The sequence below is a fragment of the Clostridium sp. UBA1652 genome, assembly GCF_002320975.1.
GTDB classification, from domain to species: Bacteria; Bacillota; Clostridia; order Clostridiales; family Clostridiaceae; genus Clostridium_T; species Clostridium_T intestinale.
The window spans coordinates 181,475-197,291 of the sequence record NZ_DCLI01000092.1 but is presented as its reverse complement, the minus strand read 5'-3'; the positions used below and the strand labels follow the sequence as shown (position 1 = coordinate 197,291).

At 29.9% G+C, this 15,817-nt stretch carries 21 protein-coding genes; all 21 read left to right on the top strand.

Annotated elements, in window-relative coordinates; translation table 11 throughout:
* Positions 1 to 15 precede the first annotated feature (15 nt).
* The 21 genes from B3N22_RS21660 to B3N22_RS21560 all read left to right on the top strand — a co-directional run bounded on the left by B3N22_RS21660 (position 16) and on the right by B3N22_RS21560 (position 15,815).
* A complete protein-coding gene (locus tag B3N22_RS21660) occupies positions 16 to 957 on the top strand; it encodes a peptidoglycan-binding domain-containing protein (RefSeq protein WP_286910477.1) in 942 nt (313 codons plus the stop codon).
* A gap of 87 nt (positions 958 to 1,044) precedes the next feature.
* The gene (locus B3N22_RS21655; RefSeq protein WP_286910475.1) at positions 1,045 to 2,328 is read left to right on the top strand and encodes an NAD(P)-dependent oxidoreductase; all 1,284 of its coding nucleotides are present in this window, start codon (positions 1,045 to 1,047) and stop codon (positions 2,326 to 2,328) included.
* 102 nt (positions 2,329 to 2,430) lie between these two features.
* Positions 2,431 to 2,988, top strand: coding sequence for an HD domain-containing protein (locus B3N22_RS21650; RefSeq protein ID WP_286910473.1), 558 nt, complete (start codon positions 2,431 to 2,433; stop codon positions 2,986 to 2,988).
* Between the two features lie 97 nt (positions 2,989 to 3,085).
* Positions 3,086 to 5,278: a DNA topoisomerase III gene (locus B3N22_RS21645; protein ID WP_286910471.1), complete on the top strand. Its 2,193-nt coding sequence runs from the start codon at positions 3,086 to 3,088 to the stop codon at positions 5,276 to 5,278.
* A gap of 150 nt (positions 5,279 to 5,428) precedes the next feature.
* The gene (locus B3N22_RS21640; protein WP_286910469.1) at positions 5,429 to 6,187 is read left to right on the top strand and encodes a peptidase MA family metallohydrolase; all 759 of its coding nucleotides are present in this window, start codon (positions 5,429 to 5,431) and stop codon (positions 6,185 to 6,187) included.
* A gap of 20 nt (positions 6,188 to 6,207) precedes the next feature.
* The gene (locus tag B3N22_RS21635; RefSeq protein WP_286910467.1) at positions 6,208 to 6,582 is read left to right on the top strand and encodes a DUF6483 family protein; all 375 of its coding nucleotides are present in this window, start codon (positions 6,208 to 6,210) and stop codon (positions 6,580 to 6,582) included.
* 108 nt (positions 6,583 to 6,690) lie between these two features.
* Positions 6,691 to 7,938, top strand: a complete 1,248-nt coding sequence (locus B3N22_RS21630; RefSeq protein ID WP_286910465.1) for an MDR family MFS transporter — start codon at positions 6,691 to 6,693, stop codon at positions 7,936 to 7,938.
* 185 nt (positions 7,939 to 8,123) lie between these two features.
* The gene (locus B3N22_RS21625; RefSeq protein WP_286910463.1) at positions 8,124 to 8,573 is read left to right on the top strand and encodes a hypothetical protein; all 450 of its coding nucleotides are present in this window, start codon (positions 8,124 to 8,126) and stop codon (positions 8,571 to 8,573) included.
* 104 nt (positions 8,574 to 8,677) lie between these two features.
* A complete protein-coding gene (locus B3N22_RS21620) occupies positions 8,678 to 8,887 on the top strand; it encodes a DUF4177 domain-containing protein (RefSeq protein WP_181601757.1) in 210 nt (69 codons plus the stop codon).
* A 125-nt stretch (positions 8,888 to 9,012) separates the two neighbouring features.
* Entirely contained in the window at positions 9,013 to 9,738 is a 726-nt protein-coding gene (locus B3N22_RS21615) for a cytidylyltransferase domain-containing protein (RefSeq protein ID WP_286910460.1), read from the top strand.
* A 12-nt stretch (positions 9,739 to 9,750) separates the two neighbouring features.
* Positions 9,751 to 10,164, top strand: coding sequence for a MaoC family dehydratase (locus B3N22_RS21610; RefSeq protein WP_286910458.1), 414 nt, complete (start codon positions 9,751 to 9,753; stop codon positions 10,162 to 10,164).
* 6 nt (positions 10,165 to 10,170) lie between these two features.
* Complete coding sequence (gene pseH, locus B3N22_RS21605) at positions 10,171 to 10,719, top strand: UDP-4-amino-4,6-dideoxy-N-acetyl-beta-L-altrosamine N-acetyltransferase (RefSeq protein ID WP_286910456.1); 549 nt, start codon at positions 10,171 to 10,173, stop codon at positions 10,717 to 10,719.
* 9 nt (positions 10,720 to 10,728) lie between these two features.
* Positions 10,729 to 11,793: a pseudaminic acid synthase gene (gene pseI, locus B3N22_RS21600; protein WP_286910454.1), complete on the top strand. Its 1,065-nt coding sequence runs from the start codon at positions 10,729 to 10,731 to the stop codon at positions 11,791 to 11,793.
* A gap of 134 nt (positions 11,794 to 11,927) precedes the next feature.
* Complete coding sequence (pseB, locus tag B3N22_RS21595; protein WP_286910452.1) at positions 11,928 to 12,929, top strand: UDP-N-acetylglucosamine 4,6-dehydratase (inverting); 1,002 nt, start codon at positions 11,928 to 11,930, stop codon at positions 12,927 to 12,929.
* Positions 12,926 to 13,933 carry a UDP-2,4-diacetamido-2,4,6-trideoxy-beta-L-altropyranose hydrolase gene (gene pseG / locus B3N22_RS21590; RefSeq protein ID WP_286910450.1) on the top strand — a complete coding sequence of 336 codons (1,008 nt, stop codon included), beginning with the start codon at positions 12,926 to 12,928 and terminating at the stop codon, positions 13,931 to 13,933. Before pseB ends, pseG begins: the two co-directional genes overlap by 4 nt.
* A 62-nt stretch (positions 13,934 to 13,995) precedes the next feature.
* Positions 13,996 to 14,307, top strand: a complete 312-nt coding sequence (locus B3N22_RS21585; protein WP_286910448.1) for a hypothetical protein — start codon at positions 13,996 to 13,998, stop codon at positions 14,305 to 14,307.
* 14 nt (positions 14,308 to 14,321) lie between these two features.
* Complete coding sequence (locus tag B3N22_RS21580) at positions 14,322 to 14,642, top strand: hypothetical protein (RefSeq protein ID WP_286910446.1); 321 nt, start codon at positions 14,322 to 14,324, stop codon at positions 14,640 to 14,642.
* Positions 14,643 to 14,722: 80 nt separating this feature from the next.
* Positions 14,723 to 15,025 carry a hypothetical protein gene (locus B3N22_RS21575; RefSeq protein WP_286910444.1) on the top strand — a complete coding sequence of 101 codons (303 nt, stop codon included), beginning with the start codon at positions 14,723 to 14,725 and terminating at the stop codon, positions 15,023 to 15,025.
* A 57-nt stretch (positions 15,026 to 15,082) separates the two neighbouring features.
* On the top strand, positions 15,083 to 15,310 hold the full coding sequence (locus tag B3N22_RS21570) for a hypothetical protein (protein WP_286910442.1): 228 nt from the start codon (positions 15,083 to 15,085) through the stop codon (positions 15,308 to 15,310).
* A gap of 27 nt (positions 15,311 to 15,337) precedes the next feature.
* Positions 15,338 to 15,508 (top strand): hypothetical protein, encoded by a 171-nt coding sequence (locus B3N22_RS21565; protein ID WP_156337881.1) that lies wholly within the window; start codon positions 15,338 to 15,340, stop codon positions 15,506 to 15,508.
* 1 nt (position 15,509) lies between these two features.
* Complete coding sequence (locus tag B3N22_RS21560; RefSeq protein ID WP_238905481.1) at positions 15,510 to 15,815, top strand: hypothetical protein; 306 nt, start codon at positions 15,510 to 15,512, stop codon at positions 15,813 to 15,815.
* The last annotated feature ends 2 nt before the right edge of the window (positions 15,816 to 15,817 follow it).

The following is a 15,817-nucleotide window of genomic DNA, read 5'->3' as shown; positions in this document are numbered from 1 at the left end:
GGGAGGTAGTCTATTATGGATTATCCAGGCGTTGCATTTAAACAGGGAGATAGAGGGGGAAATATAAAGCTTATACAGAAAAAACTCAATGAACTAGGCTTTAATGCAGGAACTGAGGATGGGATATTTGGATTTAATACAAAACAAGCTACTATAGAATTTCAAAGAAGTCGGGGGTTAACTAAGGATGGCATAATTGGGAGAATTACTTGGAGTGCCTTGTTTTCAGAAGTAGTAGCACCTATTAAGCCGAGCGTTTCCTATAAACTTTCAACCTTAGAAAAGGCTATAGCTATAACAGGAAGGTTTGAAGGTAATGGGTATGGGAATATAACAGGTGATTTTGATGGACAAGGATTGTCTCTAGGAATACTCCAGTGGAATATAGGGCAGGGAACTTTGCAGCCTTTACTGAGGGAGATGAATCTAAATCATAATATGGCAACTAGAAGTATTTTGTTAGATTATTATAATACCTTTAATACTATGCTAAGCAAAACTCCAACAGAGCAACTTACATGGGCAAAATCAATAAATAATAGCCAAAAGCTTATAAGAGAACCTTGGAGGACTAGGCTAATAGCTCTTGCTAATTCACCAGAATTTAGAGCTATTCAACTTAATTATGCAAAGACTATTGGAGATTTAGCCTTAAGTATATGTAATAAATATAACCTAAAATCAGAGAGAGCATTTGCTTTAGCTTTTGATATAGGAGTACAAAATGGTGGAGTGAAAGCAAAAACAGATTTAAGAATAGCCTATAGAGCATCTAGTGATGTATCAGAAAAAGATAGAATGGCTCTTATAGCTAATGCAGTTGCAAATGATTCTAACACAAGATGGATAGAGGATGTACGCTCTAGAAAACTTGCAATAGTGAATGGTTTTGGAACAGTGCATGGATCATTTATAAATATAGATAAAGAATATGGACTAACGGACAATCCATTTTAAGGTTAGAACTTGAGCAAAGAGTATCCTTCGGGATGCTCTTTGTTAAAAATATATTTAGTGTTTATATTTATAAGGAAATACTTTAAAATGATATTTAAACAATCAAAAGAGAAAAGGGGAGTATTTATGTCAAACTTTGTATTAGATGAAGCTAAAAGATGTCTACAGTGTAAGAGACCTTTTTGTAAGGAAGGTTGTCCTGTTAATACACCATTTAATGAAGTTGTAGGTATGCTTTTAGAAGGCAATATTATGGAAGCTGGAGAGAAACTTTTTAGCAACAATCCTCTTTCAGTAATATGTTCCATAGTTTGTCCTCATGAAAAACAATGTCAAGGTAGTTGTGTATTGGGTAGAAAGGGTACACCAATTAGAGTTGGAATGGTTGAAAACTACATATCAGATTATTATTTAAACTTTATATCTTCGGAAAAAGCTAAAAAAGGAAATAAAAAGATAGCTATAATAGGTTCTGGACCAGCAGGAATAACAATGGCTATACTTTTAGTATATAAAGGATATGATATAACTATATTTGAAGCTCATGATAAGATAGGTGGAGTTTTAAGATATGGTATACCAGAGTTTAGACTTCCTAAGGATAATCTAGATAAACTTAAAGATAAGCTAATAAGTATGGGAGTTAAGATAAGACCTAATACTTTAATAGGCCCATCAATAACCATAGATGATTTATTTAGGGATGGATATAAAGCTGTATTTATAGGTACAGGAGTATGGAAACCTAAGAGATTAGGAATAAAAGGGGAATCTTTAGGTCATGTTCATTATGCTATAGATTATCTAAAAAGCCCTGAAGTTTATAATTTAGGCAATAAGGTATGTGTAATAGGAGCTGGAAATGTAGCTATGGATGCTGCTAGAACAGCAGTAAGACAAGGGGCAAAAGAAGTTTATGTAATGTATAGAAGAGGTGCTCAAAGTATGGATGCTGAAAAAGCAGAAATAGAATATTCTAAGATGGATGGAGTTAAGTTTGAATTCTATAAAGCACCATTAAAATTTTTAGATGAAGGCGTTAAGTACATAAAAACAGAAGTAATTGAAGTAGATGATAGCGGAAAAGAAAAGGTAAGAGATATAGAAGGTTCAGAAGATATATTTAAAGCAGACTCAATAATATTAGCTATAGGTCAGGAGCCAAAGGATAATGTAATTAGTTCTACTAGAGGAATAGAAGTTACTAATAAGGGGCTTATTCACACTAATGAAGTTGGTGGAACTACAAGAGAAGGTGTTTTTGCATCTGGAGACGTAGTTACGGGAGCAAAAACTGTTGTAGAAGCTGTTAGAGTATCTAAAAAAGTTGCTGAAGCTATAGATGAATATGTAACCAATCAAGATAAATAGAGGTGATTAGTTATAGAAGGAAAACTTAAATTTATAGGTGCTAAAAAAGAAGAGCTGAAGGAAGTTAGTAATAAACTTTGGGATAAAAGTATAGATGAGTATATGGAGATATTAGGTTCAGATGCAGAAAGAGATTTATATAAAAATGCTATGCAATATAGAAAATATCACTCGAAATTAGTTTCTGACATAGCTTTAGAAATTTTATATTTAAATTCATATGTTATCCCTGACCTACAACAAGTGGAGCAAGCAAAAGATGTACTTTATTTAGCCTGCCTACTACATGATATTAAAAAGTTTGATGAAAAGCATAATAAAGCTGGAGCTAAATGGTTTATGGAAAATATAGATGAATATTTGGATATAGATGAAGAAAGTAAAAAATATATTCATAAATTAATAAGTAAACATAAGCTTGGAGCAAAACTCAAAAAATACAAAAATGAACTCTTATATTTGATTTTAATTATTAGAGTTTCAGATAAGCTAAGTAAATTAAAAGAGAAGGCTAGTTATTCTTATATAAATGAGGAGCAGATTAGGGATATAATATCCAAAGTAAAGGAAAAAACTTTAGCTAATAGCACAATAGATTTAAGAAAAGAAATAGGATGTTTTTTTGATAATATTGAAATTAAGATAGAGATGATTAACTAGGGGTGGGATAACACCTCTAGTTTTTACTATTTTGGCATAATTAATGTTATAATAAAACTTAGTTGATACAAAGTCAAAGTTTGAAAGGAAACAACATATGAGTAAAATATTAGTTTTAGCTGAAAAACCTTCAGTTGGTAGAGAACTTGCAAGAGTTTTAAGATGTAATAAAAAAGGCAATGGATTTATAGAAGGGGATAAATACATAGTGACATGGGCACTAGGTCATTTAGTTACTTTAGCTGATCCAGAAGCGTATGATGATAAATATAAAACTTGGAAGATGGAAGATTTACCTATGCTTCCAAAGCATTTAAAGCTTGTTGTTATAAAGCAAAGTGGTAAACAATTTAATGCAGTTAAAGAACAATTAAATAGAAAAGACGTAACCGAAATAGTTATAGCAACAGATGCTGGAAGAGAAGGGGAACTAGTTGCTAGATGGATTATTGAAAAGGCTAGAGTAAATAAACCAACTAAAAGGTTATGGATATCCTCTCAAACAGATAAGGCAATATTAGATGGATTTAAGAATTTAAAACCTGCATCCCAATATGATAATTTATATAAGGCAGCAGCCTGTAGATCAGAAGCGGACTGGGTAGTAGGGCTAAACATAACAAGAGCCTTAACTTGTAAATACAATGCACAATTAACAGCAGGACGTGTTCAATCAGCAACCTTAGCTATGATAGTAAGTAGAGAAGAAGAAATCAGAAACTTCAAACCACAGGATTACTATGTAATAAATGCTAAAGCAAAAGGCTTCACCTTAGCTTGGAGAGATAAAAATAACAATGGAAACATATTTGATGAGGAAAAGGTTAATAAAATACTTTCTTTAACCAAAGGAAGAGAAGCTGAAATAGTTGATGTAAAAGAAAGCTATAAAAAGAACTATGCTCCAAGTTTATATGATTTAACTGAACTTCAAAGGGATGCTAATAGAATATTTGGATATTCAGCAAAACAAACTTTATCCATAATGCAAAGGTTATATGAAAACTATAAAGTTTTAACTTATCCAAGAACAGATTCGAGATATATTTCCCAGGACATAGTTTCGACAATCCCTGATAGATTAAAGGCAATAGCTGTAGGAATTTACAGCGGCATAGCGAATGAACTCCTAAGAGGAAAAATAAATGCGCATAAAGGTTTTGTAGATAACAGCAAAGTTAGTGATCACCACGCTATAATACCAACAGAGGAAAGAGGAAATTTAGCGCTTTTAAGTAGTGAGGAAAGACGTATTTATGATTTAGTTGTAAAAAGATTTTTAGCAGTTATGTTACCACCTTATGAATATCTTCAAACTACTATAACAGCAGATATAAATGGAGAAACTTTTATAGCTAAAGGAAATGTAACAAAATCTAAGGGTTGGAAAAGAGTGTATGATAAGGCTGATGATTTAGCAGAAGATGAAGAGGATAAAGAAAGCCAAGAACTACCTGTACTTAAAAAAGGTGATAAGGTTTCTATATCTAATGTTGAGAGTAAAAAATTAAAAACCAAACCACCAGCAAGATTTAATGAAGGAACTCTTCTTTCAGCTATGGAGAAACCTCATAAATATGTAAACATAGATAAAGCTCACGCAAAAACTCTAGGTGAAACTGGTGGAATAGGAACAGTTGCAACTAGAGCAGATATTATAGAAAAACTATTTAACATGTTTTATATAGAGAAAAGCGGAAAAGAAATAATCCCTACAGGAAAAGGAAAACAGCTTATAGAATTAGTTCCAGAAGAATTGAAATCTCCACTTCTAACAGCAGAATGGGAAATGGAATTAGAGCTAATAAGTAAGGGTAAGAAAAATCCAAAAGACTTTACTGAAAGAATGAGAAGTTACGCAGAAGAATTAGTTCAAGAAGTAAAGGGCAGCAGCGATAAGTTTAGACATGATAATCTTACAGGTAAAAAGTGTCCTGAATGTGGGAAATACATGCTTGAAGTTAAAGGAAAACATGGAGTTATGCATGTATGTCAAGATAGAGCTTGTGGTCACAGAGAAAATGTAAGTAGATTTACAAACGCAAGATGTCCTGAATGTAAAAAGAAACTAGAACTTAGAGGACAAGGCGAAGGTCAAATCTATGTATGTGCAAGTCCAACTTGTAACTTTAGAGAAAAAGCAACTGTATTTAATAAGAGATTTGATAATAAAGAAAATAAAAACAGTAAGAGAGATGTACAAAATTATATGAAGAAGATGAAAAAGGAAGCAGAAGTTATAAACAATCCTTTTGGAGATCTTATGTCCTTGTTTGATAAAGATAAATAGAAGATAAAAAGAAGAGTTATTGCACAAGTTGTAGATAGCTCTTCTTTTTAGTTTCAACAAAAACAAAAGAACAAAAATTCCTATAAAAAAATTTTGAATTAATATTGTTATTAATGTAAAATAAAGGTACAAAATAAAAGGGGTTATAGGATGAGGAGATTAGTTTTACTTATAATGGTTATCACTGTAGTAAGTGTATTTGCTAGTTGCACTAATAAATCAAAGCAGCTAGATAAAGAAGCAATGAAATTAGAATTTGCAAGTGAACATTTTAATTTCTACTCAGAGAATAAGTATAAAGATCATTGCAAGAAACTTTCTGAGGTTTTAGAAAAAAATCATAAAAAAATTACTGATAACTTAAAAATTCAATCTGATGAAAAAATTAATATTTATGTTTATTCTGATTTAGATTCTTTTCATGAAGCTATTGGACAACCTAATGCTTCTGAGTGGATGGTAGGTGTTGAGATGGGGAATAACGTTATGAAGATGGTTTCTCCATATATAGATAAATCTAAAGAAGATTATATGATTAAGGTAGCAATACATGAATTTACTCATGTATTAGTGAGGAACATTAATAAAGAGGTTGTACCTAATTGGTTAAATGAAGGTATAGCTACTTTTGAAGCAAACCAAATGGATGATTCTATAAAAAAGTTTATAAAAAGTAATCAAGTTCCTAAAATTATGGATTTAGAAAATATGGGTGCTCAAAGATTTGGAGATAATGGTGGATATGCGTACTCTTATAGCATTGTAGAATTTATAATAAATCAGTATGGATATGACGATTTAGTAAATTTAATAAAGTCACCTAAGGATTTTGAAAAAATATTAGGATTATCTCAAGATGAATTTCAAAATAAGTGGGAAGTGTACTTGAAGAGCAAATACAATAATTGAAGAAAATGGGGTAGCAGAATATGTTTGAAAATGATTATTTTGAGCGAATGATTAAAACCGTTATAAATGGTTTAGTATCAATATTTAAAAATAAAAATTCTATAGAAAGTAGCATTGAAAATGATTCGGTAATTTTGAAGGAAGATCAGCTATTAGAAATAATGATAAAAAAGTACATAAGTGAAGGACAGATAAATAAAGCGGAAGATATGCTCTTTGAAGCAATTGAAGATCGAAAATCCTCTAGAAATTTAGAACTTGCAGTGTTTTTCTATGAAACAATAAGTAAATGGGATGATGAAAAACTTAATAAATGTAATTTTTCTAAAGCGGAGATAGTAGATGGATTAAATGAGGTTAAGAGTCTATATAATGATGAAATTGAAAATGATTAAGATAATTATATGATACTTAGCAATCTGAAGCTTAAGTACTAATTAACATAATAATAAAAATAATATATAGATTTTTATGTTGGGGAATTTAATTAGGGGGACTTTAATATGAAGTTTATAGACATACAAGATTACAAGGGGCTATCTAAGGAAATGTATATTTTATTCATAGTTAGAATAATCACTGCTATGGGTAGTAATTTGATATACCCAATTTTGGTTTTATTTCTAACAGATAAACTTGGTTATAGTACTAGTTATGCTGGGTTTTTATATTTAATATTAGGAATTGCATCTATTCCAGGATCAATATTAGGTGGGATATTATCTGATAAATGGAGTAGAAAAAATACTGTGTTTTTATTTTCTGTTTTAGGTGGAGTGTTTTTTATATTGGCAGGTGTGTTTAATAACTACTTTTATTTAACCCCTGTAATAATTATATTAGCTAATGTAATGAATGGAGTTATTATGCCGGCTAATACAGCTATGGTAGGAGATTTAACAAATAGTGAAAATAGAAAAACTGCCTTTTCTTTATTATATTTAGGGCATAATATAGGATTTGCTATAGGACCAGCTATAGGAGGACTTTTATTTGAAAATCATATCTCTCTTTTATTTATAGGAGCTGGATTAACGGCTTTTGTTTCAGCTAATTTGATAAGAGTGTTTATGAAAGATGATAAAAATTATATTAATAGGGATGATGTTTCACAGAAAGATGATAAAAAAGAATTATATGAAGAAAGCTCCATTAAGTTAATTTGGAATAATAAAAAACTACTATATTTTGCATTGATCTCAACCTTGATATCATTTATACTTGCACAAAATCATTTTACTTTACCTGAGCAAGTAGGTGATGTGATAGAAAATGGGGCAAAACATTATGGTCTTTTAATGACTCTAAGTGCATTTGTGATTATATTTTTTACAAGTGTTATTACATCTATAACAAAAGAGCTAAAGGCAAGTATTAGTATTGCTTTTACGGGTCTTTTTTGTGCACTAGGCTATGGAATTTTATATTTTGCTAATAATTTTGGGATTTTTATAATCTCAACTATTATATGGACCATAGGAGAAATACTTTATTCCACTAACTCTAATGTGTATATAATGGAAAACACACCAGAAAGTCATAGAGGAAGGTTTTATTCCATATTACCATTACTTACTGGGGCTGGATATGCAATATCTCCACTTATAATGGGCAGATATATAGATGCGTTTAGCATTCAAAGCGCATGGGTAATTGTTAGTTTAGTAGGGTTAGCTGTTTTTGTAGGAATGTTAATATTATATCGCAAAGAATCTAGCCAAGAATTAAATAATGAAGTGGATAAACGATAGAATTAAAATATAAATCCAGGGAATAACTATATTCAATAAAGTGAAACTTTTCAGGTGGAGTTTTAAACTCCAGCTGAATTTAGTTGAACTAATCCAGGAGCGTGCAGCCGTTATCTCCTACCTGAAGAAGAAGGAGTATTACGGATGCTAGCTATCGGAGAAAATGTTTTAAGGTGGTAATGTGTATGCAAAGAAAAACCTTAAGTATATCAATTGGTATAGTTATTTCTTTATTATTGGCTATAAATGTCTTTACTTATGTTACTTTAACAAGAAAGCCTAAAATATATAATATGACGGTTGTAACTGAAGACTTAGTATTAAAGGATTTGACTTTGGTTTCTTTTAATAAATATTTATATTTAGACAAGGGAAGTTATTTAGAGAAAAAAGAGATTAATAAAAATATTTCAGATATTCTTATAGTAGCAGAGATTGATGGAAATAACATTGAATTCTCTGCTGGAAAAGACTTTACAGAAGAAAAATATTATCTTAATACTAGTAAGTTTATAAAGGCTAACATAGATAAAGACTCCATACTAAAAATTTCTATAAAATATAGTGTTAATGGAATTCAAAAGGAATTTCACGATAATATAAAGATAATAAACAATAGAGTTAAAGACATGTAATAAACTCCTGCCTTAGGGGATTAAAACTAAGGCAGGAGTTTTTGAGTTGAAACGATTGCACAACTGGTATAAAATAAAGATATAAAATAACACAGGGGGATATTATGAGTAAGAAATGGGAATACAAAGTTGTAGGTCTAGACAATGCCTTAGAGACTAGACATGCTGTTGAGCTTGAAGAAAGGCTAAATAAACTTGGAGAAGAAGGATGGGAATTAGTCCATGTTCTTGATCAAGTGGATGCTAGATGGGGGAATCAACCTAAAGTAGAGTGTAATTTTATAATGTTAAAAAGAGAAAAAATAATTACATAAATAATTTATTAATGTTAACACCATAGATTTTGAAATAAAAATTTATGGTGTTTTAATTTGCACTAAAATGAACTTATTCGCATTTAATAATAGTAGTTAGGCAGTGTAGAAAGTAGGTGAGCTTAATGAATGTAGTGTGTATAGTTCAAGCAAGGGTGGGATCCACTAGACTTCCAAGGAAAGTACTAAAAAAAATATGCGGAAAAACTATTTTAGAACATGACATAGATAGATTAAAGAGAGTTAAAAACATAGATAAGATTGTAATCGCTACAACTACAGAGGAAAAGGATATAGAAATAGTAAATGAGGCAAATAGATTAGGAATAACATGTTTTAGAGGTTCTGAGAAGGATGTTCTTTCTAGATATTATTATGCAGCTAAGGAAAACAATGCAGATATCGTTGTAAGAATTACAAGTGATTGTCCTTTATTAGACTGTAGGATTACAGAAAACACAATTAATTACTACCTAGAGAATAGTTATAACTATGTTAGTAATACATTAGAGAGAACTTTACCAAGGGGACTAGATACGGAAGTGTTTAGTTTTAGTATTCTAGAAAAGGCTTTTAATGAGGCTATATTAGATAGAGATAGAGAACATGTAACGTCATATATATACACAAATAAAGATAAATTTTCACTTGGCTGCTATAGGTTTAGTAAGGATTACTCAAATCATAGGTGGACATTAGATACAGAGGAAGACTTTAAGTTTATAAGTTGTATATATAATGAGTTATACAAAAAAAATAAATATTTTGATATGAGTGATATTTTAAACCTCCTAAATAGAAGACCAGATTTATTAGCTATTAATAAAGATATAAATCAAAAAGAAATATAGGGAGGATATTTTATGGTTTTACAGGAATTATACATTGGCCAAAAAGCTGAATATAGTAAAGTGATTACTAAGGAAATGGTAGAAACTTTTTCAGAGATTAGTGGAGATATAAATCCATTACATCTAGATGATAACTATGCAAAAAATACAATTTTTAAAGGGAGAATAGCCCATGGAATATTGGTATCTGGATTAATATCAGCAGTTATAGCAAATAAATTACCAGGAGAAGGGGCTATATATTTAACTCAATCTTTGAAGTTTACAAAACCAGTTAAATTAAATGACAAAATAACAGCAGCAGTTGAGATAATCTCAATAGATGATGGAAATTCTAAAATAACCTTAAGTACCATATGCAGAAATGCAGAAGGTAAAGTAGTTATAGATGGTGAAGCACAGGTGCTTGTACCTAAAAAGAGGTGAATAAAAGTGTCATTAGCTTTAAGAAAAATAAAAGAAGAAGACCTATTAAGGATAATGGAATGGAGAATGAATCCTGAGGTTACTAAATACATGTACACAGATCCAATATTAAGTTTAGAAAAACAAAAAGAATGGTTTGACAAGATTAATAAGGATAATACATCAAGATATTGGATTATTGAAATGGATGGAACCTCTATAGGTTTATTAAGTATATCAAATATAGATAATAAAAATAAAAAATGCTATTGGGCATATTATATAGCTGATACATCCTTTAGAGGAAGAGGAATAGCAACTTTATTAGAATGTAATATATATGATTATGTTTTTGATAAATTAAGTTTAAATAAATTATGTTGTGAAGTGTTTGAGTTTAATGATAAGGTTGTATCCATTCACAAAAAGTTTGGAAGTGAAGTAGAAGGAATTTTGAAGGAGCATATCATTAAAGGAAATGAAAAATATAATGTTGTATTGATGGGGATTACAAAGGATAAGTGGAAGCTAATTAAGAATAAATATAATTATGAAAATATAGAAATAAGTGATTAGGGGGAATACGTGCAAAAAGATTTAAGTATTGGGAATAGAAAAATTAATAATGGATCATCTGTTTTTATAATTGGGGAAATATCAGCCAATCATAATGGTAAAATTGAAAATGCAATAAAGCTAATAAGAGAGGCCAAAAAAGCAGGAGTAGATGCTATAAAGCTACAAACTTATACTGCTGATACTATAACACTAGATTGTAAAAATGAGTATTTTAAGATAAAACAAGGGACTTTATGGGATGGTGTTACCTTGTATGATTTATATAAAGAGGCATATATGCCATGGGAATGGCATGAAGAATTATTTAAAGTTGCAAAAGAAGAGGATATAATTTGTTTTTCCTCACCCTTTGATAAAACATCAGTTGATTTATTAGAGCAATTTAATGTTCCTGCATATAAAATAGCTTCTTTTGAAATAACGGATATACCACTTATAGAGTATATAGCATCTAAAGGTAAACCTATAATTATTTCTACAGGTATTGCAGATATTAAAGATATTGAAGAGGCACTATGTTCATGTAAAAGAATGAATAATAATCAAGTTATATTATTAAAGTGTACATCCTCATATCCAGCACCATATGAGGATATGAATTTAATTACAATAGGTGATATGGAGAAAAGGTTTGATTGTCTAGTGGGGTTATCAGACCATACTTTAGGATCGGAGGTTTCAATAGCTGCTGTAGCATTGGGAGCTAAAGTTATGGAAAAACATATTATATTAAACCGAGCGGAAGGTGGACCAGATTCTGCTTTCTCAATGGAAATGGATGAGCTTAAGGATATGGTTTATAAAATAAGAAATGTTGAGAAAGCTATAGGTAGGATTGATTATTCTATAAATGAAAAGAAGAAAAAAAATAGAGAGTTTTGTAGGTCTTTATTTGTATCAGAAGATGTAAAAGCTGGTGAAATATTAAGTGAAAAAAATGTTAGAAGTGTAAGACCTGGATATGGACTACATCCAAGATATTTTAAAGATATATTAGGTGGAAAATTTACAAAAGATATAGAAAAAGGAACTCCATTAAGCATGGATCTAATTGAAAGTATTAAAGAGTGAATAAGTAAACACTTTAGATTTTTATAAGAGAAAATCTAAAGTGTTTTTATTTGCACTAAAAATAAAACAATAGCATTTAATAATAGTAGCTAAGGAATTTTACTAGCCATTTTTTACAAAGGTAGGAGAGATATATGATAACTAATGAAAGTATATTGATAACAGGGGGAACAGGTTCTTTTGGAAAACATTTTACTAAAAGATTGTTAAAAGAACATGACCCAAAGAAAATAATAATATATTCAAGAGATGAATTTAAGCAATATATATTAAGAAAAGAATTAGAAGAGATGTTTCCGAGCAAAAAGGACAGACTTAGATTTTTTATAGGAGATGTTAGGGACAAAAATAGACTTAATAGAGCTTTTGAAAATGTTGATTATGTAATTCATGCAGCAGCTATGAAACAAGTACCCATATGCGAATATAATCCTTTTGAGGCTGTTAAAACAAATATATATGGTGCAGAGAATGTTATTGAGGCAGCTATTGATAAAAAAGTAAAAAAAGTAGTAGCTTTATCTACAGATAAAGCTGTAAATCCGATTAATTTATATGGAGGAACGAAACTAGTATCAGATAAATTGTTTACCGCAGCTAACTCATATTCAGGAAAATTAGGTACAGTTTTTTCTGTAGTTAGGTATGGAAATGTAGCAGGAAGCAGAGGGTCAATTATACCAATTTTCAGAACGTTAAAAGATAAAGGAGAAAAAGTATTTCCAATAACAGATGAAAGAATGACTAGATTCTGGATAACTTTAGATCAGGGAATTGATTTAGTAATAAAGGCACTTAAAGAAAGTAAGGGAGGAGAAATCTATATATCTAAAATTCCTTCTTTTAAAATAGTAGACTTAGCAAAGGCTATGCTTAATGACTGTAAACTTGAGTTTATAGGAATACGAGAAGGAGAAAAACTTCATGAAGTTATGATAAGTAAAGACGATTCTAGAAACACTTACGAATATAAAAATCATTATATTATTTATCCAAGCTTTGATTGGTGGGATTTAAACACTCATTTTACTGAAGGAGGAACTTTAATAAAAGATGGTTTTGAATATAATTCAGGAACTAATACAGAGTGGCTAAATATTAAGGCTTTAAAAAAGTGTTTGGAGGCATTAGAATGAAGGCATTAATTAGAGCTGATGGAGGATTTAATGTTGGAATGGGTCATATAATTAGATGTATGGCCCTTTATGATGAACTAATAAAAAATAATGTTGAGTGTATATTTGTATCTAAAAAAGATAATGTGGTAGAAGGTTATTTTAAAGATAAGAAAGTAAGATATATCTTAATGGAAGCAATGGAGCTAGATGGAGAAAAAATAGAAATCAAAAATATTATAAAAAATTACAATACAGATGTAATTATCACAGATTCTTATAATATGAATGAAGAGTATTTGTTGTTTTTAAAATCATTAAGTAGGTATTTAGTATCAATAGATGACAATTATTTATTTGATTATCCTAGTGATATAGTTGTAAATCCTAATGTTTATGCTGAAAGGAAAAAATATAATAAAAAGACTTCTAAGTATTTACTAGGAGGGCAGTATTGTATATTAAGGGATGAGTTTAGGGAAAGCAGTCATAAGAATATAAAAGTTAAAGCAGAAAATATATTGATAACTATGGGAGGGACAGATGTAAATAATGTTACTCCTTTTATTATTAAAGCTATTAAGAAAATACATGGAATAAATATAAATGTTATTGTTGGAAAAGGTTTTGAAAATAGAGAGTTAATTGAGAAAAGTTGTAAAAATGGACAAAATATAAAGTTAATTTATAATCCTAAGGATATGAGAATATTAATGGAAAATGCAGACGTATGTATATCTTCAAGTGGATCTACATTATATGAACTAGCTAGTTTAGGAGTTCCAACTTTATTTGTTATACAAGCTGATAATCAGTTAAGACTTGCAGAGTATATGGAGAAAAACCAAATAATGATAAATTTAGGCTGGTACTATAACTTAAAGGAAAAAGCACTACTAGATGAAATAACTAATATTATTGATAATCAAGGGATAAGATTGAAATTAAGTGCTGATTCAAAAAAAATAATTAATGTAGACGGAGTTAAAAATATAGTACAAAAAATAATTCAATATTTTTTGTAGCAAAATCAGAGCTTTAGAATATTATTATAATGATTAAGTACAAATATAAGGAAGTGGTTTAAATGCCTACTTATCCTACATCTACAGAAATAATAAAAGGTTCATCATTAGTAAAAGGTAAGGCATATGTCCAAAATGTAAAATTTAGAGATAGTGATAGAACCTTAATAAAAGGAACAGTTTATGATATTAATGGTAACCCTTTAGATGGAGTCGGTGTAGAGGTAATACAGATAGATAGGTCATCGATTATACCAGTATTAACTGTTCTTGGTGCTGTTTTCTCAGAAGCAGATGGAGTTTATGCAGTTTCTGTGGAAGTAAAAGAAGACTTTGAATATATATTAAATATATATAGCCCATTACCTTTATAAAAGCGAGGGATTTTATGGATATTGATAATACTTTTATTTTAACACCTGAAGATTTAAAAGATGAGAAAGTAATATATAGAAATATGTGTATACCAGCAAGTGAAAAATCTTTAATTCTTGGAACTATAACAAACTATGATTCTACCCCAATAGAAAATGTTGCAATAATTGTATACAAGCAGTTTATTACAGGAGGGATAAGTCATAGAGAGCTTATGGGCTTTACAGAAACCGATAAGAATGGCAGTTTTGCTGTGTTAGTTGAAAAAAGTGACAATATAAGTTACAGCCTCGAAGTTTATAGACCATTAAATAATAATATTTTTTGTCGATAAATAGTAACACTTGGAGAAAAAAACAATATCATAATATTGAGAATAAAATCTCAAACTTACTATTTAAGGAGATGAAGAAAATGCCTTCATATAGACCGGGGACCGTAACAATAACTACAACTAATAATGGAAGTATAACAGCAGCAGCTACTGCATCATTAGATGCATGGAACAGGACTTTAGCATTAGGATTAATAGAAGACTCAAACGGAAATCCACAAACTAATGTAGCTGTACGTGTAGTAAGATTAGCATCAGCAACTGGAGCTTCAACAACTTTAGGTGTAACTTTTACTGATACTTTAGGAGAATATGGAGTATCATTACCAATTTTGACAGGAACTCAAGTTTACAGATTTGATGCTTATTCACCAGTATCATAGGAAATTTAATAGAGGTAAGATCACATTTAATGTGGTCTTATCCTAAATGAGGTAAGTATGGAAGAGATAAAAATAGAGGATTCTAATGAATTTCTTTTAAGTGGTAGAGTGTTTTATAATAATGGACTTCCAGCAAGTAAGGCATTAATTATAGTTGAACAAATAATTGATAAAAAAAGTAGGAAGGTATTGGACTTTACGTTATCAAATGATGATGGAGATTATATATTTTTAATTGAAGATAGAAATATTTCTTATAAAATAAGTGCTTATAAAGGTTTATAAGTAGAGTTTTATTTTAGGAGGGTAATTATGAAAGAGTTAGAAAAATTTGATGAGAAAAAATATGTTAAGTTAAAGGTTAAATCAATGACCATAAACGGTAAAGAATCAGGTAAGATCATAAAAGCAGAGGATATAAAAAATCAGCAAAGTATAGTAGTTGATATAGTAGTTAGCAAGGAAGAAGAAAATAAAGAATAATATGGGTGCAAATGAGATTTCAACAATAATAATAAGTGGTAGCTGTCTTAAACCTGGTGGAATTTATTGTGTAAGTAGAAGATTAAGACCTTTTACAGAGGTTCTTATAAAAGGAACAGTTTTTAATCCAGACAACTCCCCATCAGCGGGAGCTTGTGTGGAAGTGATAGAACTCAATTTTACTAAAATTACATTAGGATATGTATTTACAAATAAGAATGGAAACTTTGGATTTACTGTAAATTATAGACCGAATGTGGATTACATGCTTAAAGTCTATAGTCCCCTTCCAAATGATAATCCTTAGTT